The organism is Pseudomonas asgharzadehiana, assembly GCF_019139815.1.
GTDB classification, from domain to species: domain Bacteria; phylum Pseudomonadota; class Gammaproteobacteria; order Pseudomonadales; family Pseudomonadaceae; genus Aquipseudomonas; species Aquipseudomonas asgharzadehiana.
In genome coordinates, this window is sequence record NZ_CP077079.1 from 5,923,933 (window position 1) to 5,948,261 (window position 24,329).

General features: G+C 61.8%; 27 protein-coding genes. 15 read left to right on the top strand and 12 right to left on the bottom strand.

Annotated features, from left to right (window positions below; all coding sequences use genetic code 11):
* Window positions 1-9: 9 nt before the first annotated feature.
* From KSS96_RS26980 to KSS96_RS26995, 4 genes are read left to right on the top strand one after another with little or no spacing between them, the layout of a single operon-like run.
* Window positions 10-444 (top strand): DUF4426 domain-containing protein, encoded by a 435-nt coding sequence (locus KSS96_RS26980; RefSeq protein WP_017530963.1) that lies wholly within the window; start codon window positions 10-12, stop codon window positions 442-444.
* Window positions 441-1,037: an RdgB/HAM1 family non-canonical purine NTP pyrophosphatase gene (rdgB, locus tag KSS96_RS26985; protein ID WP_026067507.1), complete on the top strand. Its 597-nt coding sequence runs from the start codon at window positions 441-443 to the stop codon at window positions 1,035-1,037. Before KSS96_RS26980 ends, rdgB begins: the two co-directional genes overlap by 4 nt.
* Window positions 1,034-2,236, top strand: a complete 1,203-nt coding sequence (hemW, locus tag KSS96_RS26990; RefSeq protein ID WP_017530961.1) for a radical SAM family heme chaperone HemW — start codon at window positions 1,034-1,036, stop codon at window positions 2,234-2,236. The genes rdgB and hemW overlap by 4 nt, the downstream gene beginning before the upstream one ends.
* An 18-nt stretch (window positions 2,237-2,254) precedes the next feature.
* A complete protein-coding gene (locus KSS96_RS26995; protein ID WP_003176691.1) occupies window positions 2,255-2,578 on the top strand; it encodes a DUF3392 domain-containing protein in 324 nt (107 codons plus the stop codon).
* A gap of 79 nt (window positions 2,579-2,657) precedes the next feature.
* Here KSS96_RS26995 and trmB read toward each other — a convergent pair whose 3' ends face one another.
* From trmB to KSS96_RS27015, 4 genes are all read right to left on the bottom strand, one after another.
* A complete protein-coding gene (trmB, locus tag KSS96_RS27000; protein WP_058426548.1) occupies window positions 2,658-3,383 on the bottom strand; it encodes a tRNA (guanosine(46)-N7)-methyltransferase TrmB in 726 nt (241 codons plus the stop codon).
* 9 nt (window positions 3,384-3,392) lie between these two features.
* On the bottom strand, window positions 3,393-4,187 hold the full coding sequence (locus KSS96_RS27005) for a thiazole synthase (protein WP_017530960.1): 795 nt from the start codon (window positions 4,185-4,187) through the stop codon (window positions 3,393-3,395).
* Between the two features lie 48 nt (window positions 4,188-4,235).
* Entirely contained in the window at window positions 4,236-4,436 is a 201-nt protein-coding gene (thiS, locus tag KSS96_RS27010) for a sulfur carrier protein ThiS (RefSeq protein ID WP_217855518.1), read from the bottom strand.
* Between the two features lie 79 nt (window positions 4,437-4,515).
* Window positions 4,516-4,890 carry a DUF423 domain-containing protein gene (locus KSS96_RS27015; RefSeq protein WP_017530958.1) on the bottom strand — a complete coding sequence of 125 codons (375 nt, stop codon included), beginning with the start codon at window positions 4,888-4,890 and terminating at the stop codon, window positions 4,516-4,518.
* A 74-nt stretch (window positions 4,891-4,964) separates the two neighbouring features.
* Between KSS96_RS27015 and mtgA the strand changes: the two genes are divergently transcribed.
* Complete coding sequence (gene mtgA / locus KSS96_RS27020; protein ID WP_017530957.1) at window positions 4,965-5,687, top strand: monofunctional biosynthetic peptidoglycan transglycosylase; 723 nt, start codon at window positions 4,965-4,967, stop codon at window positions 5,685-5,687.
* A gap of 123 nt (window positions 5,688-5,810) precedes the next feature.
* On the opposite strand, the gene rpoH is transcribed toward mtgA, so the two are convergent.
* The 4 genes from rpoH to ftsY form a co-directional block, all read right to left on the bottom strand.
* Window positions 5,811-6,665, bottom strand: a complete 855-nt coding sequence (gene rpoH, locus KSS96_RS27025) for an RNA polymerase sigma factor RpoH (protein ID WP_003176698.1) — start codon at window positions 6,663-6,665, stop codon at window positions 5,811-5,813.
* Window positions 6,666-6,795: 130 nt separating this feature from the next.
* A complete protein-coding gene (gene ftsX, locus KSS96_RS27030; RefSeq protein WP_017530956.1) occupies window positions 6,796-7,818 on the bottom strand; it encodes a permease-like cell division protein FtsX in 1,023 nt (340 codons plus the stop codon).
* Window positions 7,815-8,486 (bottom strand): cell division ATP-binding protein FtsE, encoded by a 672-nt coding sequence (ftsE, locus tag KSS96_RS27035; RefSeq protein WP_003176700.1) that lies wholly within the window; start codon window positions 8,484-8,486, stop codon window positions 7,815-7,817. Before ftsE ends, ftsX begins: the two co-directional genes overlap by 4 nt.
* Window positions 8,483-9,874 carry a signal recognition particle-docking protein FtsY gene (gene ftsY, locus KSS96_RS27040; protein ID WP_068938096.1) on the bottom strand — a complete coding sequence of 464 codons (1,392 nt, stop codon included), beginning with the start codon at window positions 9,872-9,874 and terminating at the stop codon, window positions 8,483-8,485. Before ftsY ends, ftsE begins: the two co-directional genes overlap by 4 nt.
* A 232-nt stretch (window positions 9,875-10,106) precedes the next feature.
* On the opposite strand from ftsY, the gene KSS96_RS27045 reads away from it, so the two are divergent.
* The 4 genes from KSS96_RS27045 to KSS96_RS27060 all read left to right on the top strand — a co-directional run bounded on the left by KSS96_RS27045 (window position 10,107) and on the right by KSS96_RS27060 (window position 14,627).
* Window positions 10,107-11,462, top strand: a complete 1,356-nt coding sequence (locus KSS96_RS27045; protein WP_217855520.1) for a M16 family metallopeptidase — start codon at window positions 10,107-10,109, stop codon at window positions 11,460-11,462.
* Window positions 11,455-12,945 carry a M16 family metallopeptidase gene (locus KSS96_RS27050; protein ID WP_017530953.1) on the top strand — a complete coding sequence of 497 codons (1,491 nt, stop codon included), beginning with the start codon at window positions 11,455-11,457 and terminating at the stop codon, window positions 12,943-12,945. Before KSS96_RS27045 ends, KSS96_RS27050 begins: the two co-directional genes overlap by 8 nt.
* Complete coding sequence (gene rsmD / locus KSS96_RS27055; RefSeq protein ID WP_017530952.1) at window positions 12,945-13,562, top strand: 16S rRNA (guanine(966)-N(2))-methyltransferase RsmD; 618 nt, start codon at window positions 12,945-12,947, stop codon at window positions 13,560-13,562. Before KSS96_RS27050 ends, rsmD begins: the two co-directional genes overlap by 1 nt.
* A 72-nt stretch (window positions 13,563-13,634) precedes the next feature.
* Complete coding sequence (locus KSS96_RS27060; RefSeq protein WP_065879312.1) at window positions 13,635-14,627, top strand: hydrolase; 993 nt, start codon at window positions 13,635-13,637, stop codon at window positions 14,625-14,627.
* A gap of 56 nt (window positions 14,628-14,683) precedes the next feature.
* Here the strand turns inward: KSS96_RS27060 and KSS96_RS27065 are convergent, their stop codons facing one another.
* Window positions 14,684-15,538: a sulfurtransferase gene (locus tag KSS96_RS27065; RefSeq protein WP_217855522.1), complete on the bottom strand. Its 855-nt coding sequence runs from the start codon at window positions 15,536-15,538 to the stop codon at window positions 14,684-14,686.
* Between the two features lie 32 nt (window positions 15,539-15,570).
* Window positions 15,571-16,242, bottom strand: a complete 672-nt coding sequence (locus KSS96_RS27070) for a TetR/AcrR family transcriptional regulator (RefSeq protein WP_017530949.1) — start codon at window positions 16,240-16,242, stop codon at window positions 15,571-15,573.
* A gap of 146 nt (window positions 16,243-16,388) precedes the next feature.
* On the opposite strand from KSS96_RS27070, the gene KSS96_RS27075 reads away from it, so the two are divergent.
* The 5 genes from KSS96_RS27075 to KSS96_RS27095 all read left to right on the top strand — a co-directional run bounded on the left by KSS96_RS27075 (window position 16,389) and on the right by KSS96_RS27095 (window position 20,960).
* Complete coding sequence (locus KSS96_RS27075) at window positions 16,389-17,816, top strand: coniferyl aldehyde dehydrogenase (protein ID WP_217855524.1); 1,428 nt, start codon at window positions 16,389-16,391, stop codon at window positions 17,814-17,816.
* A 28-nt stretch (window positions 17,817-17,844) separates the two neighbouring features.
* A complete protein-coding gene (locus KSS96_RS27080) occupies window positions 17,845-18,390 on the top strand; it encodes a hypothetical protein (protein WP_017530947.1) in 546 nt (181 codons plus the stop codon).
* A gap of 37 nt (window positions 18,391-18,427) precedes the next feature.
* Window positions 18,428-20,023, top strand: coding sequence for a GMC family oxidoreductase (locus KSS96_RS27085; protein ID WP_065879310.1), 1,596 nt, complete (start codon window positions 18,428-18,430; stop codon window positions 20,021-20,023).
* A gap of 103 nt (window positions 20,024-20,126) precedes the next feature.
* Window positions 20,127-20,606 (top strand): pantetheine-phosphate adenylyltransferase, encoded by a 480-nt coding sequence (gene coaD / locus KSS96_RS27090; protein WP_065879309.1) that lies wholly within the window; start codon window positions 20,127-20,129, stop codon window positions 20,604-20,606.
* Window positions 20,607-20,708: 102 nt separating this feature from the next.
* The gene (locus tag KSS96_RS27095) at window positions 20,709-20,960 is read left to right on the top strand and encodes a YfhL family 4Fe-4S dicluster ferredoxin (RefSeq protein WP_065879308.1); all 252 of its coding nucleotides are present in this window, start codon (window positions 20,709-20,711) and stop codon (window positions 20,958-20,960) included.
* Window positions 20,961-21,077: 117 nt separating this feature from the next.
* On the opposite strand, the gene mutM is transcribed toward KSS96_RS27095, so the two are convergent.
* Together mutM and KSS96_RS27105 are read right to left on the bottom strand one after the other, a co-directional pair.
* On the bottom strand, window positions 21,078-21,890 hold the full coding sequence (mutM, locus tag KSS96_RS27100; RefSeq protein ID WP_217855526.1) for a bifunctional DNA-formamidopyrimidine glycosylase/DNA-(apurinic or apyrimidinic site) lyase: 813 nt from the start codon (window positions 21,888-21,890) through the stop codon (window positions 21,078-21,080).
* Window positions 21,891-21,911: 21 nt separating this feature from the next.
* Window positions 21,912-22,724, bottom strand: a complete 813-nt coding sequence (locus tag KSS96_RS27105) for an HDOD domain-containing protein (RefSeq protein WP_175404224.1) — start codon at window positions 22,722-22,724, stop codon at window positions 21,912-21,914.
* Between the two features lie 279 nt (window positions 22,725-23,003).
* Between KSS96_RS27105 and KSS96_RS27110 the strand changes: the two genes are divergently transcribed.
* Window positions 23,004-24,200, top strand: coding sequence for a class I SAM-dependent rRNA methyltransferase (locus KSS96_RS27110; RefSeq protein ID WP_005792302.1), 1,197 nt, complete (start codon window positions 23,004-23,006; stop codon window positions 24,198-24,200).
* The last annotated feature ends 129 nt before the right edge of the window (window positions 24,201-24,329 follow it).

Here is a 24,329-nt window from a genome sequence, read left to right on the forward strand (position 1 = left end):
GGGACGCTCATGAGTCGTCTGGCTATTTTTCTACTGACTGCGTGCCTGGGCGCCAACGCCATGGCTGCGGACACTATCGACGCGAATCGCAAGAAAGACTTCGGTGACATCACGGTTCACTACAACACCTTTACCTCAAGCTTCCTGCCGCCAGAGACTGCCCAGAAAATCGGCGTGGTGCGCAGCAAGGAAAAGGGCTTGATCAATGTGACCGTGATCAAGGGCGTGACCCCAGTCGCCGCGCAGGTGACCGGGACCATCAAGGACTTGGGTGGTAAAAGCGAGATCCTGACGTTCAAGCAAATCGAAGAGAAAGGCGGGATCAGCTACCTGGCGCCCTACTCCGTGACGCAGCGCGAATACAAGACGTTCACCATCAACGTCGAAACCGGTGGCAAAGCCCACGGTTTCCAATTCAACCAAGAACTGTTCCCGGCCAACTGATGACGCTCACACAACTCGTACTGGCCAGCCACAACGCCGGCAAACTCAAAGAACTGCAGGCCATGCTCGGCGAGTCCGTGCAACTGCGCTCAATTGGCGAGTTCAGCCAGGTGGAGCCCGAAGAGACCGGCCTGTCGTTTGTCGAGAACGCCATCCTCAAGGCCCGCAATGCCGCGCGCATTTCCGGCCTGCCGGCGTTGGCGGATGACTCTGGCCTGGCCGTGGACTTCCTCGGCGGCGCCCCTGGCATCTACTCGGCCCGTTACGCCGACGGCAAAGGCGATGCCGCCAACAACGCCAAGCTGCTCGACGCTCTCAAGGACGTGCCGGACGTGATGCGCGGCGCGCAGTTCGTCTGTGTGCTGGCCTTGGTGCGCCATGCGGACGACCCACTGCCGATCCTTTGCGAAGGCTTGTGGCACGGGCGCATCCTGCATGCGGCCAGTGGCGAGCATGGTTTTGGCTATGACCCGCTGTTCTGGGTGCCGGAGCGCAATGTCTCCAGCGCCGAACTGAGCCCGGCCGACAAGAACCAGATCAGCCACCGCGCCCGTGCAATGGATCTGCTGCGCCAACGCCTGGGCCTGAAATGACCCACGACACTCCGGCGCTGGCGCTGATCCATGGCGGCGCGCAACCACCTCGGGCGGCCTTGCCGGTACTGCCGCCCCTGGCGCTGTATATCCACATCCCGTGGTGCGTGCGCAAATGCCCCTATTGCGACTTCAACTCCCATACCGCAAGCGCAGTGCTTCCGGAAGAAGAGTACGTAGACGCCTTGCTGGCTGACCTGGACCAGGACCTGCACGCCGTTTACGGGCGGGAGCTGAGCTCGATCTTCTTTGGTGGCGGCACGCCCAGCCTGTTCAGCGCAGCGGCACTGGGCCGCCTGCTCGAGGGCGTGGAAGCGCGCATCCCGTTTGCCGGCGATATCGAAATTACCCTGGAAGCCAACCCCGGCACCTTCGAACAAGAAAAGTTCGTGGCGTATCGCAAACTGGGGATCAATCGCCTGTCCATCGGCATCCAGAGCTTCCAACAGGCAAAACTCGAGGCGCTGGGCCGCATCCACAACGGCGATGAGGCCGTTCGCGCCGCCGGCATGGCGCGCCAGGCCGGGTTCGATAACTTCAACCTGGACCTGATGCACGGCTTGCCCGACCAGTCCCTCGACGACGCCCTGAGCGACCTGCGCCAGGCCATCGCACTCAAGCCCACACATTTGTCGTGGTACCAGTTGACCCTGGAACCCAACACCGTGTTCTGGAACCAGCCGCCCGCGCTGCCGGAAGACGACACCCTGTGGGACATTCAGGAAGCTGGCCAGGCACTGCTGGCCGAGCACGGTTACGCCCAATACGAAGTGTCGGCCTACGCCCAACCGGGCCGCCCGGCACGGCACAACCTGAATTACTGGAGCTTCGGCGACTTTATCGGCATCGGCGCCGGCGCCCATGGCAAGCTCAGCCATCCGGACGGGCGTATCGTGCGCACCTGGAAAACCCGCGCACCAAAGGACTACCTCAACCCGGCCAAAAGCTTCCAGGCCGGTGCGAAGGAACTGACCAACGACGAGCTGCCCTTCGAGTTCCTGATGAACGCGCTGCGCCTCACCGACGGCGTCGACGCCAGGCTTTATGCCGAACGTACCGGCCTCGACCTGGCCAGCCTTGACGAGGCGCGTCGCGAGGCAGAACAAAGTGGCTTAATGCAGGTCGAACCGTCACGCCTGGCGGCTACCGACCGCGGGCAACTCTTTCTCAATGACCTGCTGCAGAAGTTTTTGAGCTGACGCTCTTAAGGAAATCGAATGGATTTGGTACTCGACCTGCTCGCCACCGTATCCCGCTGGAGCCGTAGCAACCTGTCGGAAATCTCCCTGGCCCTCGTCGGCTGCTTGCTGGTGCTGTTCGGCGCCGACATCAAGGGCTGGGTCGAAGCGCGCCTGGGCAGCATCGCCGGCGCCCTGCGCGTGCCGCTGATGGCCCTGCTATGCATGATCGGCAGCGGTGCCGCGCTGATCTACGCCACGCCGTGGATTGTGCGAGGGTTGAGCCAGTTCAACAACTACAGCCTGGCGCCGGTGCTGGTGGTGGTGCTGGTGTTGATTGGGGTAGTGGCTGACCGCCGCTGATCTCAAACCCAACACATAACAAATGTGGGAGGGGGCTTGCCCCCTCCCACATTTGCTTGCATTACAAGTCAGTGGCGAGTTAAGCCAACTTCTCGAACTTCAAATCCCAAACCCCATGCCCCAATCGCTCACCGCGACGCTCGAACTTGGTGATTGGACGCTCAGCCGGGCGCGGCACGCATTTGCCGTCCTCTGCCAGGTTGCGGTAGCCAGGGGCGACGTTCATCACTTCCAGCATGTATTCGGCATACGGCTCCCAGTCGGTGGCCATGTGCAGAATGCCGCCCACTTTCAGCTTGCTGCGCACCAGTTCGGCGAAGGACGCCTGGACGATGCGGCGCTTGTGATGACGGGCTTTGTGCCAAGGGTCGGGGAAGAACAGCATCAGACGATCGAGGCTGTTGTCGGCGATGCAGCGGTTGAGCACTTCGATCGCGTCGCAGTCGTAAACCCGTAGGTTGGTCAGGCCCTGGGTCAGCACGCCGTTGAGCAAAGCACCGACACCCGGACGGTGTACTTCCACGCCGATGAAGTCCTGGTCCGGCGCGGCGGCGGCCATTTCCAGCAGGGAATGGCCCATGCCGAAGCCGATTTCCAGGGAACGCGGGGCCGAACGGCCGAACACCTGGTCGTAATCCACCGGCGCGTCGGCAAGCGGCAATACGAACAGCGGCGTGCCTTGCTCCAGGCCTTTTTGCTGGCCTTCGGTCATGCGACCGGCGCGCATCACAAAGCTCTTGATGCGACGGTGCTTGGACTCGTCGCCTGCTTCCAGGGTGTTCGGCGTTTCGTTTGATTCAGTCATCAATGGCTCTTACTTGATCAGACCATCCAGCGGCGAAGAGGCGCTGGCGTAGAGTTTTTTCGGCATGCGCCCGGCGAGGTAGGCCAGGCGGCCCGCGACGATGGCGTGGTTCATGGCTTGCGCCATCATGATCGGTTGCTGGGCATGAGCGATGGCCGAGTTCATCAGCACCGCGTCGCAGCCCAGTTCCATGGCGATGGTCGCGTCGGAGGCAGTGCCCACGCCCGCATCCACCAGCACCGGGATCTTGGCTTCTTCGAGGATGATTTGCAGGTTGTAAGGGTTGCAGATACCCAGGCCGGAGCCGATCAGACCGGCCAGCGGCATCACTGCGATGCAGCCGATTTCGGCCAGTTGACGTGCAATGATGGGGTCATCGCTGGTATAGACCATCACGTCAAAGCCTTCCTTGACCAGGGTCTCGGCGGCCTTGAGGGTTTCGATCACGTTGGGAAACAGGGTTTTCTGGTCGGCCAGCACTTCCAGCTTCACCAGGTTATGACCGTCGAGCAGCTCGCGGGCCAGGCGGCAGGTGCGCACGGCTTCGATGGCGTCGTAGCAACCGGCGGTGTTCGGCAAAAAGGTGTAGCGGTCCGGTGACAGCACTTCGAGCAGGTTCGGCTCGCCCTCGATCTGGCCGAGGTTGGTGCGACGCACGGCGAAGGTGACGATTTCGGCGCCCGAGGCTTCGATGGCCAGGCGGGTCTCTTCCATGTCGCGGTACTTGCCGGTGCCGACCAGCAAACGGGACTGGTAGGTACGACCGGCCAGGACGAAAGGCTTGTCGCTACGAACGATGCTCATGGGAAATCCTCGTAATGGGGTGAGGTTCTGCAGAATCCGGGGAGGCGACTAGCCGCCGCCAATGGCATGGACCACTTCGACCTGATCGTTTTCTTTCAGCGCGGTCTCGGCGTGCTGGCTACGCGGGACGATATCCAGGTTGAGCTCCACTGCGACGCGACGCCCGGTCAGGTCCAGGCGGATCAGCAGGGCCGCAACGGTTTCACCGTCGGGCAGTTCAAAGGGTTCGCCGTTCAACTGAATGCGCATGCCACGGGCCGCCATCGTTTTTAGGGGCCAGCATTCTAGCCCGATTGGGGCATGAAGGTCAGCTCCAAGCGTCAAGCGGTCACAGCTGCAAGCGCCAAGCGGCCAGCCCCAACAGCAACCAGCCGAGCAGGAAGGCCAGACCGCCGAACGGCGTGATGATGCCGAGTTTGCTGATGCCGGTCAGGGTCAGCACGTACAGGCTGCCGGAGAACAGCAGGATGCCGACCACGAACGCGATGCCCGCCCAGGTCACCAGGCGGCCCGGCAGGTGCGCCGCCAGCAACGCAACGCCGAACAGGGCCAGGGTGTGCACCAGTTGGTACGTCACGCCGGTGTGGAAGATTGCCAGGTATTCGGCGCTCAGGCGGTTTTTCAGGCCGTGGGCGGCGAAGGCGCCGAGGGCCACACCGGTGAAGCCGAAAAAGGCAGCCAGCATCAGAAAGCTACGCAGCATGAGGAACTCCAGTCAGACTCATCGGGCAGGGTCTGTATAATGGCCCGCTCAACGGGTTCGGCCAAGCCATCTCTATGCTGCGTCTCCTCTTCAAACGCTGTCTCAACGTCATGAAATGGTTTGCCATTGGCAGTGTCTTGCTGGTGCTGCTGTTGCGTGTCGTCCCGCCACCGTTCACTGCGCTGATGGTGGAACGCAAGGTCGAATCCTGGTTCGACGGTGAGCCTATCGACCTGCAACGCACCTGGGTGCCGTGGGACGAGATTTCCGATGACCTCAAAGTCGCGGTGATGGCCGGTGAAGACCAGCGCTTCCCGCAGCACTGGGGCTTCGATTTCGGCGCGATCCAGGCGGCGATCCTGCACAACGAGCGTGGCGGATCGATTCGCGGCGCCAGTACGTTGAGCCAACAGGTGTCGAAAAACCTGTTCCTATGGGCCGGTCGCAGTTATTTGCGCAAAGGCCTGGAGGCGTGGTTCACCGGACTGATCGAGGTGTTGTGGCCCAAGCAGCGGATTCTTGAGGTGTACCTCAACAGCGTGGAATGGGATGAAGGGGTGTTTGGTGCCGAAGCGGCGGCGCGGCACCATTTTGGGGTGAGTGCCAAGGGGCTGTCGCGGCAGCAAGCCAGTTACCTGGCGGCGGTATTGCCTAATCCGCGGGTGTGGAGCGCCAGCCATCCAACGGCGTACGTGGCACGGCGCGCGGCGTGGATTCGCCAGCAGATGAGCCAGTTAGGTGGGGACGGCTATCTCGCGGAACTGAACAACGCTCGCAAAGCACCCTGGTCCGACTGACACGACACAAAACAAATGTGGGAGGGGGCTTGCTCCCGATTGCAGTAGGTCAGCCACGTGGATGTGGACTGACACTCTGCTATCGGGAGCAAGCCTCCTCCCACCGTTTGATCGTGTCGCCCGTTAAGCGGCGATCGACAGTTTCAACTTGTTCATCGCGCTTTTCTCAAGCTGACGAATCCGCTCGGCCGACACGTTGTACTTCTGGGCCAGGTCGTGCAGCGTGGCTTTTTCTTCCGCCAGCCAGCGCTGGTAGAGGATGTCACGGCTGCGATCGTCCAGCACTTCCAGGGCTTCGTGCAGGTTGTGGTTGGAGTTGTCGCTCCAGTCGGCGTCTTCCAGTTGACGCGCCGGGTCGTACCGGTGGTCTTCCAGGTAGTTGGCCGGCGATTGGAAGGCGCTGTCGTCGTCCGCTTCGGCAGCCGGGTCGAAGGCCATGTCATGGCCGGTCAGGCGGCTTTCCATCTCGCGCACTTCGCGGGGCTCCACACCGAGGCTTTCAGCCACGCGATGGACTTCCTCGTTGTTCAGCCACGCCAGGCGTTTCTTCTGGCTGCGCAGGTTGAAGAACAATTTGCGCTGGGCCTTGGTGGTCGCGACTTTCACAATGCGCCAGTTGCGCAGGATGAACTCGTGGATTTCCGCCTTGATCCAGTGCACGGCGAACGACACCAGGCGCACACCCATTTCAGGGTTGAAGCGCTTTACCGCCTTCATCAGGCCAACGTTGCCTTCCTGGATCAGGTCAGCCTGGGCCAGGCCGTAGCCGCTGTAGCTACGGGCGATATGTACGACAAAACGCAGGTGGGCGAGCACCATCTGCCGAGCCGCCCCCAAATCCTGCTCATAGTAGAGACTCTCGGCCAGTTCACGCTCCTGCTCGGGCGTCAGCAAGGGAATGCTGTTGACCGTGTGCACATAGGCCTCAAGGTTCGCACCCGGGACCAAGGCATAAGCAGGTTGCAAAGAAGTGGTCATACGAAAAAACCTCCGACTCACATAACTCGTGCAGTTCAGCACTGCGAAAATTGACCTGGGAACCGTAGGACAAGTTCCCTAAACCGCTGATACGGCCAATACAAACGAAACCACATTAATCTGACATTAACTACTTCGGCGCCAGCTCGCGTAAATGCCGCGCCACCGCGATCCACGCACCGATATACCCCAACAAGACCGCGCCAAGCAAGAGACTCAGACCATCGGCCACCGGCACGCCGGCCAGGGCAAAATCGCTGCCGTACAAGCCAGCAAGCCCGACAACCGCGTCATTCAGCCAGTTCAGGCCAAATGCCAGCACTCCCCAGGACAAAATCCCAGCACCGAAGCCATATAGCGCGCCCATGTACAGAAAAGGCCGACGCACATAGCTGTCCGTGCCGCCGACCAGTTTAATCACTTCTATCTCGGTGCGACGGTTTTCAATATGAAGACGAATGGTATTACCTATCACCAAAAGTAATGCAGACACCAACAACACCGTCAGGCCGAACACAAAACGGTCACCCAGCTTGAGGATCGCGGCCAGGCGCTCTACCCAGACTAGATCAAGTTGCGCCTGTTGCACCTTGGGCAGCTCTGCGAGTTTTTGTCGCAGGGCTTCCAGGGCCGGTTTGTCGACTTCATTCGGCGTCACCAGCACCACGCCCGGCAGCGGGTTCTGCGGCAGCTCCTTGAGCGCCTCGCCCAGGCCGGACTGTTGCTGGAACTCTTCAAGCGCCTGATCGCGGCTGACGTACTCGGCATCCGCCACGCCGGGCATGTTCTTGATGTCGTCGCGCAACGCTTCGCCCTGCTGCGTGCTGGCGTCCAGGTTCAGGTACAGCGAAATCTGCGCCGCACGTTGCCAGGAGCCGCCCAGGCGTTCCACATTATTGAGCAACAGCGACAAGCCCATCGGCAGGCTCAAGGCCACAGCCATCACCAGGCAGGTGAAAAAGCTACCGATTGGCTGTTTGCCCAGGCGGCGCAGGCTGTCGATCAGGCTGGCGCGATGGCTTTCGATCCAGGCGCGCAGCAGGGTGCTGAAGTCCGGGCCGTCATCGTCGTCGTGTTTTTTCTTTTTCGGTTGCGGGTCGGCCGGCTTGGGCGCCACGCGTTCGGATACTTTAGGGCTGCGTGTGGCACTCATACGCCGGCCTCCCCGTCACCGATCAGGCGACCGCGTTGCAGGGTCAGCATGCGGTGGCGCATACGTGCGATCAGCGCCAGGTCGTGACTGGCGATGAGTACGCTGGTGCCCAGGCGGTTGATGTCTTCGAACACCCCCATGATCTCGGCCGCCAGGCGCGGGTCGAGGTTACCGGTGGGCTCGTCGGCCAGCAGCAAGGCCGGGCGGTGGACAATGGCGCGGGCAATGCCGACGCGCTGTTGCTGGCCCGTGGACAGATCGCCAGGGTAGAGGTCGGTCTTGTCCGACAGCGCCACGCGCTCCAGGGCCGAATCCACGCGCTTGATGATTTCGGCCTTGGACAACCCCAGGATCTGCAACGGCAACGCAACGTTGTTGAAGACGGTGCGATCGAACAGCAGCTGGTGGTTCTGGAACACCACGCCGATCTGACGGCGCAGGAACGGAATCTGCGCATTGCTGATGGTGGCCAGGTCTTGGCCTGCCAGCAGCAGTTTGCCAGTGGTGGGGCGTTCCATGGCCAGCAGCAGGCGTAACAGGGTACTTTTGCCGGCGCCGGAATGGCCGGTCACAAACAAGAACTCGCCGCGACGCACTCGAAAGCTCAGCTCATGCAAGCCCACATGCCCGTTGGCATAGCGTTTACCGACCTGTTCGAATCGAATCATGAACGCTCCCGCTCGGCAAACAGTGCCTGTACAAAGGGTTCGGCTTCAAAGGTGCGCAGGTCGTCGATGCCTTCACCGACGCCGATATAACGAATCGGCAACCCGAACTGTTTGGCCAGGGCAAAGATCACGCCGCCTTTGGCCGTGCCGTCGAGCTTGGTCAACGCCAGGCCGGTCAGTTGCACCGTCTGGTTGAATTGCTTGGCCTGGCTGATGGCGTTCTGGCCGGTGCCGGCGTCGAGCACCAGCAGCACTTCGTGGGGCGCGTCGGCGTCAAGCTTGCCGATCACGCGGCGCACTTTCTTCAGCTCTTCCATCAGGTTGTCTTTGGTGTGCAGGCGCCCGGCGGTGTCGGCGATCAGCACGTCGATGTTGCGCGCCTTGGCGGCTTGCACGGCATCGAAGATCACCGAAGCGGAGTCGGCACCGGTGTGCTGGGCGATCACCGGGATCTTGTTGCGCTCACCCCACACTTGCAACTGCTCGACGGCAGCGGCGCGGAAGGTGTCGCCGGCGGCCAGCATGACTTTCTTGCCTTCCAGTTGCAGCTTCTTGGCCAATTTGCCGATGGTGGTGGTCTTGCCGGCGCCGTTGACGCCCACCACCAGGATCACAAACGGTTTTTTCGGGGTGATCACCAGCGGTGCTTCAACAGGCTTGAGCATCGCAGCCAGCTCGGCCTGCAAGGATTTGTACAGTGCGTCGGCATCGGTCAACTGCTTGCGCGCAACCTTCTGCGTGAGGCTCTGGATGATCACGGCGGTGGCTTCTACACCCACGTCGGCGGTGAGCAGACGGGTTTCGATGTCTTCCAGCAGTTCGTCATCGATGGTCTTTTTGCCCAGGAACAGGCTGGCCATGCCTTCGCCAATGCTGGCGCTGGTTTTGCTCAGGCCTTGCTTGAGGCGGGCGAAGAAGCCGGTCTTGCCGGTTTCGGTTGATGTCGCGACGGGCGCAGGCTCGACGACAGCAGGTGCGGCAACCAGAGGCGCGGGGACTTCAACGACCGGCGGCGCTTGAACCACGACGTGTTCTACCGGCTCCGGTTCAATCACCGTTGGAATCGGCGGCACCACGTGCTCGGCCTGCACATCCTCAACCAGAGCGACCGGCTCTTCGGCCACCGGCAACTGCGGCCATGGCGTATGCTCGGGCTCCGGTGCGGCCTCGGCGACCGGCTGCAACACCGGCTCAGCCATCGGCAACACCACCGGCGCCGGCGCTTCGGCAACCGGTTCGGCATCGATTACGGGTTCAGGGGTCGGTTCAGCTTGAACCTGCGGCTGTTCGACGACGGTTTCCTGCGGCTTTTTGCGCAGCCATCCGAACAGGCCTTTCTTCTCGCCAGCCGCAGCTGGGGTCTTCTTGTCGTCGTTGGAACCAAACATGGAGACGGCTATCTCAAGGTAGCGACGCGCCAAGGGGCGCGTCGGTAAATAAAATACGATGCGTAACAGACTGTTTTTTAGCCAGCTCGTTCATGCGCAACATTTTGTAAGGCCTAAATAGAGCCTTAACAAGACAGCCGCAGTGGCCGTCCTTAAGTCGGACCAGTATCCTAGCACCTCCTCGCCCGCCGACGCTAAGACCAAGCGGGCAGCCCAACAGGTTTAAAAACGAATGAATGCTCTAGCCCGCCGCGCCGCAGGCCTGCTGCTCAGCACAGTTTGTCTGCCCCTTTCAGCTTTGGCCGCCGACCCACAACCCACCCATGAATTCACGCTGGACAACGGCCTCAAGGTCGTCGTCCGCGAAGATCATCGCGCCCCGGTGGTGGTTTCCCAGGTTTGGTACAAAGTCGGTTCGAGCTACGAAACCCCGGGCCAGACCGGCTTGTCCCACGCCCTGGAGCACATGATGTTCAAGGGCAGCGCCAAAGTCGGCCCCGGCGAAGCTTCGCTGATCCTGCGTGACCTGGGCGCTGAAGAAAACGCGTTCACCAGCGACGACTACACCGCCTACTACCAGGTATTGGCCCGTGATCGCCTGGGCGTGGCCTTTGAACTCGAAGCCGACCGCATGGCCAGCCTGCGCCTGCCGGCCGACGAGTTCAGCCGCGAAATCGAGGTTATTAAAGAAGAGCGCCGCCTGCGCACCGACGATAACCCGATGTCCAAGGCCTTTGAGCGCTTCAAGGCCATGGCTTTCCCGGCCAGCGGTTACCACACGCCGACCATCGGCTGGATGGCCGACCTGGACCGCATGAAAGTCGAAGAGCTGCGCCACTGGTATCAGTCCTGGTATGTGCCGAACAACGCCACCCTGGTGGTGGTCGGCGACGTGACCCCGGACGAAGTAAAAAGCCTGGCCCAGCGCTACTTCGGCCCGATCCCCAAGCGTGACGTTCCTCCGGCCAAGATCCCGATGGAGCTGGCCGAACCCGGCGAACGCCTGCTGACCCTGCATGTGCAGACCCAACTGCCCAGTGTGATCCTGGGTTTCAACGTGCCCGGCCTGGCCACTGCCGAAGACAAGCGCTCGGTGCAGGCCCTGCGCCTGATTTCAGCCCTGTTGGACGGCGGCTACAGCGCGCGCATCTCCGAACAGCTGGAACGCGGTGAAGAGTTGGTCTCCGCCGCTTCCACCAACTACGACGCCTACACCCGTGGCGACACGGTGTTCATGCTGACGGCCACCCCCAATCAACAAAAGAAAAAAACCGTCGCCCAAGCCGAAGCCGGCCTGTGGCGCCTGCTGGAAGAGTTGAAGGCCAAGCCGCCGACCGCCGAAGAACTGGAGCGTATCCGCGCCCAGGTCATTGCCGGCCTGGTGTACCAGCGCGATTCGATCACCAGCCAGGCCACGGCCATCGGCTCCCTGGAAACCGTTGGCCTGTCCTGGAAGCTGATGGATTCTGAGTTGGCCGACCTGCAAAGCGTGACCCCGGAAGATATCCAGAAGGCCGCACGCACCTATTTCACCCGCGAACGTCTGAGCGTCGCCCATGTTCTGCCTGAGGAGACCGCTCATGAGTGATCGCAAAAGCAGCCGCCTGATCCTGCCCGGCCTGATCGCCGTTACATTGATCGCCGCCAGCGCCGTGTATCTCCTGCGCCCCAGCGAGTCGGTCGCCAGCCAGGCCCTGGACAAGGCGCAATCAGCCGAAAAACTGCAATCGCTGGCAGAGCTGGACGGCAAGGCGCCGACCAACCGCAAGCTCGACGTGCAAACCTGGACCACCGCCGAAGGCGCCAAGGTGCTGTTCGTCGAAGCCCATGAGCTGCCGATGTTCGACGTGCGCATCCTGTTCGCCGCTGGCAGCAGCCAGGACGGCGATGTGCCGGGCCTGGCATTGATGACCAACGCCATGCTCAACGAAGGCGTGCCGGGCAAGGATGTCAGCCAGATCGCCAGTGGCTTCGAGGGCCTGGGTGCCGACTTCGGCAATGGCGCTTACCGCGATATGGCGCTGGTGTCCCTGCGCAGCCTAAGCGCGAGCGACAAGCGCGAAGCCGCCCTGGCGCTGTTTGACCAGGTGCTCGGCCAGCCGACCTTCCCCGCCGACTCCCTGGCGCGCATCAAAAACCAGATCCTCGCCGGCTTCGAATACCAAAAGCAAAACCCCGGCAAACTGGCGAGCCTGGAGCTGTTCAAGCGCTTGTATGGCGACCATCCTTACGCGCACCCGAGCGAAGGCACGCCTGAAAGCGTGCCGAAGATTACCCAGGCGCAGCTGCACGCGTTCCATGCCAAGGCGTACGCCGCCGGCAATGCGGTGATTGCAGTGGTGGGCGACCTGACCCGCGCCGAAGCCGAGGCCATGACGGCCAAGGTCTCCGCGTCGCTGCCCAAAGGCCCGGCCCTGGCGAAAATCGCCCAGCCGACCGAACCCAAGGCAGGCCTGAGCCGTATCGAATTCCCGTCCAAGCAGACCCACCTACTGTTCGCCCAGTTGGGCATCGACCGCGCCGACCCGGACTACGCAGCCTTGTCCCTGGGCAACCAGATCCTTGGCGGCGGTGGCTTTGGCACCCGCTTGATGAGCGAGGTGCGCGAGAAGCGCGGCCTGACCTACGGCGTGTACTCAAGTTTCTCGCCGATGCAGGTGCGCGGCCCGTTCATGATCAACCTGCAAACCCGCGCCGAAATGAGTGGCGGCACCCTGCGCCTGGTCGAGGAGGTGCTGGCCGATTACCTCAAGACCGGCCCGACGCAGAAAGAACTGGATGACGCCAAGCGCGAGCTGGCCGGCAGTTTCCCGCTGTCGACCGCGAGCAACGCCGATATCGTCGGCCAGTTGGGCGTCATGGGTTTCTACAACCTGCCGCTGAGCTATCTGGAAGATTTCATGAAACAATCCCAGGCCCTGACCGTAGAGCAGGTCAAGGCTGCCTTGAACAAACACTTGAGCGCCGACAAGATGGTCATCGTGACCGCCGGCCCGACGATTGCGCAAAAGCCACTACCGCCCCCCACTGACAAACCCGCCGAGCAGCCGCTCGGGGTTCCGGAGCATTAATGGCCAGTTCATCTCGCCCGAAAAAACCTGTCCACAACGTACACAACGGTGTGGGCCAACTGCGCATCATTGGCGGTGAATGGGGCAGCCGCAAGCTGAGCTTCCCTGACGTCGTGGGCTTGCGCCCCACGCCGGATCGCGTGCGTGAAACCCTGTTCAACTGGCTCGCACCATATATCGCGGGCGCCAAGGTGCTGGACCCGTTTGCCGGCAGTGGCGCGCTGTTCCTGGAAGCGCTGTCCCGTGGTGCGGCGCAGGCCCAGGCGCTGGATGCGAGCAATGTGGCGGTGTCCAGCCTCAAGGAACACCTGGGCACCTTGCGTTGCACCAACGGCCAGGTGCAAACCGCCGACGCGCTGCGCTACCTGGAAACCCAGGCGGCCAGCGAATACGACGTGGTGTTCCTCGACCCACCGTTCAACCAGAACCTGTTGCCTACCGTGTGCACGCTGCTGGAAGAGCGCCAATGGCTGGCGCCGGATGCGTGGGTCTACACCGAAAGCGAGACCGCGCCGTCCAGCCTGGGCTTGCCGGGTGCGTGGCGCCTGCATCGGGAGCAGAAGTCCGGGCGGGTGTATTACGCGCTGTGGCATCGTTTGGTCGAGAGTGCCGAATAAAGGCCAGCGAGCGGGCTGTCAGGCAAGCCGGCTGTCGTGGCGAGCTTGCTCGCCCGCCACAAAGAGATGTTCATGAACCCGTCTGACCACTTCAAACCCGCCTTCGGCCTCGGCAACCCCCACCTGCAAACCCTGTGGGGGCCGCTGTGGCGTCCCTCCACCCCTATCGAGCGTCAACGCGAACGCCTGTGGCTGGACGATGGCGACTTTCTCGACCTCGACTGGCATGGCCCCCATGACGTGCAAGCGCCGTTGGTGCTGGTGCTGCATGGGTTGACCGGTTCATCCAACTCGCCCTACGTGGCCGGCCTGCAAAAAGTCCTCGGTGCTCAAGGCTGGGCCAGCGTGGCGCTGAACTGGCGTGGCTGCTCCGGCGAGCCGAACCTATTGGCCCGCAGCTATCACTCGGGTGCCAGCGAAGACTTGGCGGCAACGATTGCCCATCTGCGCGCCAAGCGGCCGTTGGCACCGTTGTATGCCGTGGGTTATTCCCTGGGCGGTAATGTGCTGCTCAAGCATTTGGGCGAAACCGGCGAAACGTCCGGGCTGCAAGGCGCTGCGGCGGTGTCGGTACCGTTTCGCCTGGACCAGTGCGCAGACCGCATCGGGCTGGGCTTTTCGCGGGTGTATCAGAAGCACTTCATGCGCGAGATGCTGGCGTATATCCGCGTCAAGCAGCACCAGTTTCTACAGGATGGCCGGGAAGAAGGCCTGAAAACCCTGGGCGCCCTGGGCTCACTGGAGAAGATGCGCACGTTCTGGGATTTCGATGGCCGGGTGACCGCGCCGCTGCACGGCTTTTTGAGTGCCGAGGACTATTACCGCCAGGCGTCGAGCCGCTATTACCTGGGCGCCATCCGTACGCCGACGCTGATTATCCAGGCGGCGGATGATCCGTTCGTGTTTGCGCACAGCCTGCCGCAAGCCAGCGAACTGTCGGCGTGCACCGAGTTTGAACTGACGGCCAAAGGTGGGCACGTGGGCTTCGTCGATGGCTCACTGAAACGCCCCGGCTACTACCTTGAGCGGCGCATTCCCCAATGGCTTAGGGCACAACACGGTTAAACATGTGGAAGGGGCTTGCCCTCCCACATTTGGATTGGGTTTACACGGCTGAAAACTCAGTCGCCCGTAGCAATTGCCCGCGCCGGATCAGTAATCCACTCACTCCACGACCCCGCATATAACTTGCCCAACGGGTATCCCGCCAGGCTCAGGGCAAACAGGTTATGGCAGGCCGTCACCCCGGAACCGCAATACGCCACCAGGTCCTCTGGCGAGCGCCCCTGCAATTGCGCGGCAAAGCGCTGCTTGAGGTGCTCGGCCGGCAGAAAGCGGCCATCACTGCCGAGGTTTTCGTTGAACGCCGCGCATTGCGCACCGGGGATATGCCCGGCAATCGGATCGATGGGCTCCACTTCGCCGCGAAAACGCGCGGGTGCGCGCGCGTCGATCAAAGTCAGGCCCGGCTGGCCCAGGCGTTTTTGCAGGTGCTCGGCGTCCAGCAGCAGGTGATTGTCCGGCTTGCCGACAAAGCTTCCCGTCGCGATTACCGGCGCGTCCAGGCTCAATGGGAAACCAGCGCTGTGCCAGGCCTTGAGGCCACCGTCCAGAATAAACACGCCATCGCGCTTGCCCAGCCAGGCCAGCAGCCACCACGCGCGGGCGGCATAAGCGCCGGGGCCGTCGTCGTACAGCACCACATCGGTGTCGGCGCTGATACCCCAGGCCCGTAGTTGCTCGGCGAATGTGTTCGCGTCCGGCAGAGGGTGACGGCCGGTCACGCCCTTGGTCACCGGCCCGCTGAGATGGCGATCCAGGTCGGCATAATGCGCGCCTTCGATATGCCCTTCGGCGTAGCTGCAATGACCGTAATCCGGATCTTCCAGGGCAAAGCGGCAATCAAGAATCACCAAGGCACCGCACTCGCGGCGTTCGGCCAATTGCTGGGGGCTGATCAGTTGGGCAAGCGGCATGACGAACTCCTACGAATGCATGTGGGAAAGCGCTACTTCACTTCTTCCAGTGCCTGGTTCAACGGCACGTAAAACTCTTTGAACAGTGCATCCACCGCCTCTTTGGCCTGGGGCGTGACAAAACCCGCCTCCAACACCAACACCTGGTACACCCCGCGCTTGATGGCTTCGGCACTCAGGTGCGCGGAGTTTTCATTGGTAGTGCACAAAAACCGCACCCAGGAGGTGAGGATAATCCAGGCATTGAGGGTCAGGGCTTCGGTTTGCACGGGGTTCATATTGAGGATGCCGGCATCGACAAACCCTCGGTAAATGGCGCCCCCCTGGGTCAGGCAACGTTGGGAAAACCGCCTGTAGCCGGTGGCCAGTTCAGGGTCGCTTTCCAGCAAGTGTTCAAGATCGCGATGTAAAAAACGGTAGCGCCACATACCGGCCAGTACGGCCTGCAAGTAAAAGCGCTTGTCTTCCACGACCATACCGCGCCCCTGGGGCGGGCGTAGGAAACTGTCCACCAGCGCTTCGTATTCACGGAACAGCACGGCGATAATCGCCTGCTTGTTGGGGAAGTGGTAGTACAGGTTGCCCGGGGAAATTTCCATATGGGCGGCGATATGGTTGGTGCTGACACTGCGCTCGCCCTGCTGGTTAAAAAGCTCCAGGCTGGTTTGCACAATGCGTTCGCTGGTCTTTACTCGTGGTGCCATAGGGGAATCAGCTTCTATACACGGGATAGAGCATCTTACGGCCTATCCTTGCCAGGATAAATCTGCATGTTGCTGCAATGTTATTTGACAATTTAGAGCAATGACTCTAAAAATCCAGGCAGACCAATAACAATCGGTGCCGCGCCATGTCTGCCAACGTTGCCTACCTGCAAGATTCCCAGGCGCTGGATCAACTCCAGACCCTGTTCGACGCACAACGTCGCGCCTATGCGGCCAACCCGATGCCACCGGCCGGGCAGCGTCAGCAATGGCTCAAGGCCCTGCGTGACCTGCTCAGCAACGAGCGCCAGGCGCTGATCAACGCCATCAGCCAGGACTTCAGCCACCGCAGCGCGGATGAAACCCTGTTCGCCGAATTGATGCCCAGCCTGCACGGCATTCACTACGCCAGCAAACACCTCAAGGGCTGGATGAAACCGTCCCGCCGCTCTGTAGGCATTGCCTTCCAACCCGCGTCAGCCAAAGTCATTTATCAGCCGCTGGGCGTGGTTGGCGTGATTGTGCCGTGGAACTATCCGCTGTACCTGGCCATTGGGCCGCTGGTCGGCGCGTTGGCGGCAGGCAACCGGGTGATGCTCAAGCTCAGCGAATCCACCCCGGCCACCGGTGAGCTGCTCAAAACGCTGCTGGCGAAGATTTTCCCCGAAGACCTGGTGTGCGTGGTGCTGGGCGAGGCCGAAGTGGGCATGGCGTTTTCCAGGCTGCGCTTCGATCACCTGCTGTTCACCGGCGCCACCAGCATCGGCAAGCATGTGATGCGCGCGGCGGCCGAACATCTCACGCCGGTCACCCTGGAACTGGGCGGTAAGTCGCCCGCCATCGTCTCGGACGATGTGCCGCTCAAGGACGCCGCCGAGCGCATTGCCTTCGGCAAAGCCTTGAATGCCGGACAAACCTGCGTGGCGCCGGACTACGTGCTGGTGCCGGAAGACCGCGTCGATGGGTTTATCGAGGCCTACAGCAAAGCGGTTCGCGGGTTTTATCCGACACTGGCGGACAACCCGGACTACACCGCCATCATCAACGAGCGACAACTGGCGCGACTCAACAGTTACGTCAAGGACGCCACCGACAAAGGCGCCACCCTGATTGCGCTGTACGACCAAGGCCAGGCACGGCGCATGGCCCACAGCCTGTTGCTGAATGTCAGCGACGACATGACGGTGATGCAAGATGAAATCTTCGGCCCCGTGCTGCCGATCGTGCCCTATCGCGGTATCGACCAGGCGTTTGCCTACATCAACCAGCGCCCTCGCCCACTGGCGCTGTACTACTTCGGCTACAACAAGGGCGAGCAGAGCCGCGTCCTTCACGAAACCCATTCCGGCGGCGTCTGCCTGAACGACACGCTGCTGCACGTGGCCCAGGACGACATGCCATTCGGCGGCATCGGCCCTTCGGGCATGGGCCATTACCACGGCCACGAAGGTTTCCTGACCTTCAGCAAGGCCAAGGGTGTGCTGGTGAAACAGCGCCTGAACGCCGCCAAGTTGATCTACCCGCCCTACGGTAAATCCATCCAGAAGTTGATCCAGACGTTATTCGTTCGCTGATACCGCCACCCACGGGACAACAATAACAATGAACCCTAGCCTGACTGAAACACCCGTGCTGTCGCGGCGCGGCGTCTTAAAAATCGGCCTGTGCGCCAGCGCCTTCCTAGCCACCGCCGGGTTGGGCGCCAGCCTCAGCGGCTGCTCCAGCAGCACACCGGCCAGCGGCTTTGCCCTGCTGCGCAGTAGCGATCTGCCGTTTCTGCGCGCGGTGATCCCGGTGTTGCTGGAGGGCGTCGCCAGTGCCCAGCAAATCGCCAGCGGCGTCGAAGACACCCTGAAAAAACTCGATTTCAGCCTGCAGCACCTGTCGCCCGAGATGTTCAAGCTCACGCAGCAACTGTTCGACGTATTGAGCATGGGCATCACCCGCGGCCCTTTGACCGGCATCTGGGGCAGTTGGGAAAACGCCGACAGCGAACAGATCCGCAACTTCCTGCACCGCTGGGAGAACAGCTACCTGAACCTGCTGCGCATGGGCCAGGGCTCACTGCTCAAACTGGTGATCATGGCCTGGTACTTCCAACCGGCCGCGTGGGCCCATTGCGGCTATCCCGGCCCGCCGAAGATCTGATTCGCATCCCCCACAATAAAAACAAGAGACGACCCTGATGCCCGTACCCGATCTGTTCCGCGAAGGCCTTGCCCGTGGCTGGAAAACCCACAACGGCGCCGCCCTCGATAACGACCTGACCCTGGAAGCCGACGTGGCCATCATCGGCAGCGGCGCAGGTGGTGGCACCACCGCCGAGATCCTCAGCGCCGCCGGCTACAAGGTGCTGCTGATCGAAGAAGGCCCGCTCAAGACCAGCAGCGACTTCAAGTTGCTCGAGGACGAGGCCTACACCAGCCTGTACCAGGAGGGTATCGGCCGCATGAGCAAGGACGGCGCGATCACTATCCTGCAGGGCCGAGCCGTGGGCGGCACTACGTTGATCAACTGGACCTCCAGCTTCCGCACCCCGGACGCCACCCTCGCCCACTGGGCCAGCGAATATGCGGTCAAAGGCCACAGCAGTGCCGAGATGGCGCCGTGGTTCGAGAAGATGGAACAACGCCTGGGCATCGCGCCTTGGGCCGTGCCACCGAACGCTAACAACGACGTGATCCGCAAGGGCTGCGAGCAACTGGGCTACAGCTGGCATGTGATCCCGCGCAATGTGCGTGGCTGCTTCAACCTGGGCTATTGCGGCATGGGTTGCCCGGTCAACGCCAAGCAATCGATGCTGGTGACCACCATCCCATCCACCCTGGAAAAAGGCGGCGAGCTGCTGTACCTGGCTCGCGCCGAACGCTTGAACTACAGCGGCGACCGCATCAGCAGCCTGGAATGCCTGGCGATGGACGCGCGCTGCGTAGCCCCCACCGGGCGCAAGATTACCGTGAAGGCCAAGCACTACGTGCTGTCGGGCGGCGGCATCAACAGCCCGGCGCTGCTGATGCGCTCGGACGCACCCGACCCGCACTCGCGGCTGGGCAAGCGCACCTTTTTGCACTTGGTGAATTTTTCCGCCGCCTTGTTCGACGAGGTGATCAACCCGTTCTACGGCGCGCCACAGTCCATCTACTCCGACCATTTCCAGTGGCAGGATGGCACCACTGGCAAAATGTCCTACAAGCTTGAGGCGCCCCCCTTGCATCCGGCCTTGGCCAGCACCTTGCTGGGGGGCTACGGCACGCAAAACGCCCTGGACATGAGCCAACTGCCCAACACCCACGCCATGCTCGCGCTGCTGCGCGACGGCTTCCACCCCGACAGCCCCGGCGGCAACGTGGAACTGCGCGGCGACGGCACGCCGGTGCTCGACTATCAGGTGTCGCCCTATGCGTGGGACGGCCTGCGCCGGGCGTTTCACAGCATGGCCGAGATCCAGTTCGCGGCGGGCGCCAAGTCCGTCAAACCGCTGCACCACGATGCGCGCTACATAAAAACCTTGGCCGAAGCGCGTACCTTGATCGACGGCTTGAACCTGGAACTGCACCGCACCTGCCTGGGCAGCGCTCATGTGATGGGCGGTTGCGCCATGGGTGAAGACCCGACAAACGCGGTGGCCGACAGCCTCGGTCGTCATCACCAATTACGCAATCTATCGATCCACGATGGCTCGCTGTTCCCCACCAGTATTGGGGCCAACCCGCAATTATCGGTCTACGGATTGACCGCACAACTGGCCAGCGCATTGGCCGAACGTCTGAAAACAGCGTGAAAAAACGTTCGATTCGCGGCCTCTATCTACATAAGTCGACTTGGCCGACCGGGATGGCTGCGATACCATCCGGTTCCCCAACGGACTCCGCCAGGACGACGCGATGAACCGAGTGTTGTACCCAGGTACCTTCGACCCGATTACCAAAGGCCATGGCGATCTGGTCGAACGCGCCTCTCGCTTGTTCGACCATGTGATCATCGCGGTCGCGGCCAGCCCCAAGAAAAACCCGCTGTTTCCCCTGGAGCAGCGCGTGGAGCTGGCGCGAGAGGTCACCAAGCACCTGCCCAACGTAGAAGTGGTGGGCTTTTCGACACTGCTGGCACATTTCGCCAAGGAGCAGAACGCCAACGTGTTCCTGCGTGGCCTGCGCGCGGTGTCGGACTTCGAATATGAATTCCAGCTGGCCAACATGAACCGGCAACTGGCGCCGGAGGTTGAGAGCCTGTTTCTCACGCCGTCTGAGCGTTATTCGTTCATTTCTTCGACGTTGGTCCGTGAAATCGCCGCTTTGGGCGGAGATATCACCAAGTTCGTCCACCCGGCCGTGGCGGATGCGCTGACGCTGCGCTTCAAGAAGTAAGACCGCTTAATCGGCGCCTGCTCGCACTGCGCGCGCCAATGCGGCACAATTGCGCGCATTCGTTTTCAGATGCCTTGGCCGAGTGCCCTGGCAGGAGTTTCCATGTCCCTGATCATCACCGACGATTGCATCAATTGCGACGTCTGCGAACCCGAGTGCCCGAACGCTGCTATTTCCCAAGGTGAGGAGATCTACGTGATCGACCCCAACCTGTGTACCCAGTGTGTCGGCCACTATGACGAACCTCAGTGCCAGCAGGTGTGCCCGGTGGATTGCATTCCACTGGATGAAGCCCATCCGGAGACGCACGAGCAGTTGATGGAGAAGTATCGGAACATTACCGGTAAGGCTTGAGGTTCTTTGGTGCCTGTAAGGGCCTCATCGGGGGCAAGCCCCCTCCCACATTTGCAACGCATTCCAAGTGTGGGAGGGGGCTTGCCCCCAATGGCTATATCAGCCTTCACATAGCAATCAGCGCTGGCACTTAGGGCAAAACACACTCGCCCGCTGCCCCAGCACCACATTGCGCAACTCTGTCCCGCAGACCTTGCACGCCTCGCCTGCGCGGCCATAGACGAACAGCTCCTGCTGGAAATACCCCGGCTGCCCGTCGCCGCCGATAAAGTCCCGCAACGTGGTCCCGCCACGCTCGATGGCGGCAGCCAGTACGCGCTTGATCTCGATCGCCAGCTTCAAATAACGCGCTCGCGAAATACCGCCCGCCGCGCGACGCGGATCGATCCCCGCCGCAAACAGCGCTTCGGTCGCATAGATATTGCCTACGCCCACCACCACCGCGTTGTCCATGATGAACGGCTTCACCGCCATCGACCGCCCACGGGACAGCTGGAACAGGCGCTCGCCATCAAACAGCTCGGTCAACGGCTCCGGCCCCAGGCGGATCAGCAGCTCGTGGTTGTGTGGGTCCTGGCTCCAGAGCATCGCGCCGAAGCGCCGTGGGTCGGTGTAGCGCAGGGCCAGGCCCGATTCCAGCTCGATGTCCACATGCTCATGCTTGGCCGCCGGCATGCCGATTTCCACCAGGCGCAGGTTGCCCGACATCCCCAAGTGGCTGATCAAGGTGCCGACTTCGGCGTTGATCAGCAGGTACTTGGCGCGCCGCTCCACCAGCACGATGCGCTGCCCGGACAGGCGCACATCCAGGTCTTCCGGGATCGGCCAGCGCAGGCGGCGCTCACGCACCACCACACGGCTGACGCGCTGGCCTTCCAGGTGCGGCGCGATCCCGCGCCGGGTGGTTTCGACTTCGGGTAACTCGGGCATGTGTACCTCTTGAAGGAAGGGTCAGTGCGCGCCCAGCTCGCGGATCGACAACTTCATGCTCTCGAAGTCGTATTCCGACAGGCCCACGTAGTCCAGCACCAGAGGGCCGACGGCCGCCCACTCATGATCGACCGCCTGGTTGCCCAGCACCCGGTAGGACGAGCAAATGTGCTCGGCCATCTTCAGGATCGCCAGCAGATTCTTCAGCTGCGGATTGCGCGTCGACTCATCGCTGAAAATCGCCAGGGCGTTGTGGTGGTTGGCAATGGCGTCGGTCACATGCTCCGGCAGGCGCCAGGACTTGGCCGTGTAGTAGCCGACCACCGCATGGTTGGTGTTGAACGCCGTGTTTTCGGTATCGACTATGCGGCTCTCGGGCCCCGCGTTGGCATAAGCCTGTTCAAGCACGGTCATGTATTGGGGGAAACGCTTGAGCATCAGCGGCACGCCGCAATCGTGGAACAACCCCAGGGCGTAGGCCTCGTCGACTGCCTGGGCGCCGGTGCGCTTGGCCAGGGTCAGGCAGGTCATGGCCACATCCTGGGCGGTATCCCAGAAGCGGTTGAGGGTGACGATGGTGTCATCGCTCATCTCGCCCTTGATCGACAGGGCGTTGATCAGGTTGATGATCGAACGGCTGCCGAGCAGGTTCACCGCACGCTGGATCGAAGCAATCTTGTTGCTCAGCCCGTAATACGACGAGTTGACGATTTTCAGCAGCGCGCCGGAGAGGCCCGGGTCTTGGGAGATCAACCGCGCGATCACCTCCAGGTCCGGGTCGGGCATGTACTGCTCCATCTGCAAATCCACCATGATTTGCGGCTGAGGGGGCACGCTGATGCCCTGCAGGGCCTGCTGGATCTGTTCGGCGGAAAGCTCTTGGGACATAAGTACACACTCTGGGCTAGGCGAGGATTCTAACCCCTAAGCAAAGCTGACCGACACCTCAAATACCGGATTGGACGCAGACCCAGTGGGGGAGCCGGGCTTGCCCGCGATAGCATCGACACCGTACGTCAGATACACCGCAGCGCCCGCATCGCAGGCAAGCCAGCTCCCACATGAACCGTGCCGCAACAGGTATACTCCCGCTCTTTTTTCCGGAGCGACGTCATGTCCCTGCCAAGCCTGCGTCTCAAAGCCAACGCCGATCGTCGTTTGCGCAACGGCCACCTGTGGGTCTACAGCAACGAAATCGACGTGGCCGCCACCCCACTCCACGGCTTCCAGGCAGGCGACCAGGCTATCCTGGAAGCAGCCGGCGGCAAGACCCTGGGCATCGTGGCCATGAGCCCGAACAACCTGATCTGCGCGCGCCTGCTGTCGCGCGACATCAAGTTGCCGCTGGACAAGTCGCTGCTGGTGCACCGCCTCAACGTCGCCCTGTCCCTGCGTGACCGGCTGTTCGACAAGCCGTTCTACCGCCTGGTCTACGGTGATTCCGACCTGCTGCCGGGCCTGGTGGTCGACCGTTTCGGCGACATCCTGGTGGTACAGATCGCCTCGGCGACCATGGAAGCGCATAAAGAAGACGTGATCGCCGCACTGACCCAAGTGCTCAAGCCAAGCGGCATCCTGTTCAAGAACGACTCCGCCGCGCGCGACGCCGAAGGCCTCAACCGCTACGTCGAAACCGTGTTCGGCCTGGTGCCGGAGTGGGTTGCGCTGGAAGAGAACGGCGTGAAATTCGAAGCCCCGGTGATCCAGGGCCAGAAAACCGGCTGGTTCTACGACCACCGCATGAACCGTGCCCGCCTGGCGCCGTATGCCAAAGGCAAACGCGTACTCGACCTGTACAGCTACATCGGCGGCTGGGGCGTGCAAGCCGCCGCCTTTGGTGCCAGTGAAGTGTTCTGCGTCGACGCTTCGGCCTTCGCCCTCGACGGCGTAGAGCGCAACGCCGCGCTGAACGGCTTTGCCGAGAAGATGACCTGCATCGAAGGCGACGTCTTTGAAGCGCTTAAAGAACTGAAAGCCAGCGAAGAACGCTTCGACGTGATCGTCGCCGACCCACCGGCCTTCATCAAGCGCAAAAAAGACATGAAAAACGGCGAAGGCGCCTACCGCCGCCTCAACGAGCAAGCCATGCGCCTGCTCAGCAAAGACGGCATCCTCGTCAGCGCCTCGTGCTCCATGCACCTGCCGGAAGACGACCTGCAAAACATCCTGCTCACCAGCGCCCGCCACCTGGACCGCAACATCCAGATGCTCGAACGCGGCGGCCAGGGCCCGGACCATCCGGTGCACCCGGCGATCGTGGAGACGCGGTACATCAAGAGCATTACGTGCCGGTTGTTGCCTAACAGCTGAGATCAAGCGCAGATGTAAATGTGGGAGGGGCAAGCCCTCCCACATTTAAAGTGCGTGATTTCCGGAAATTTCCCACATCACTTTTGATTGAATTCCACTTTTCGCGGACTAGTATCGGTTTCTGGTTTT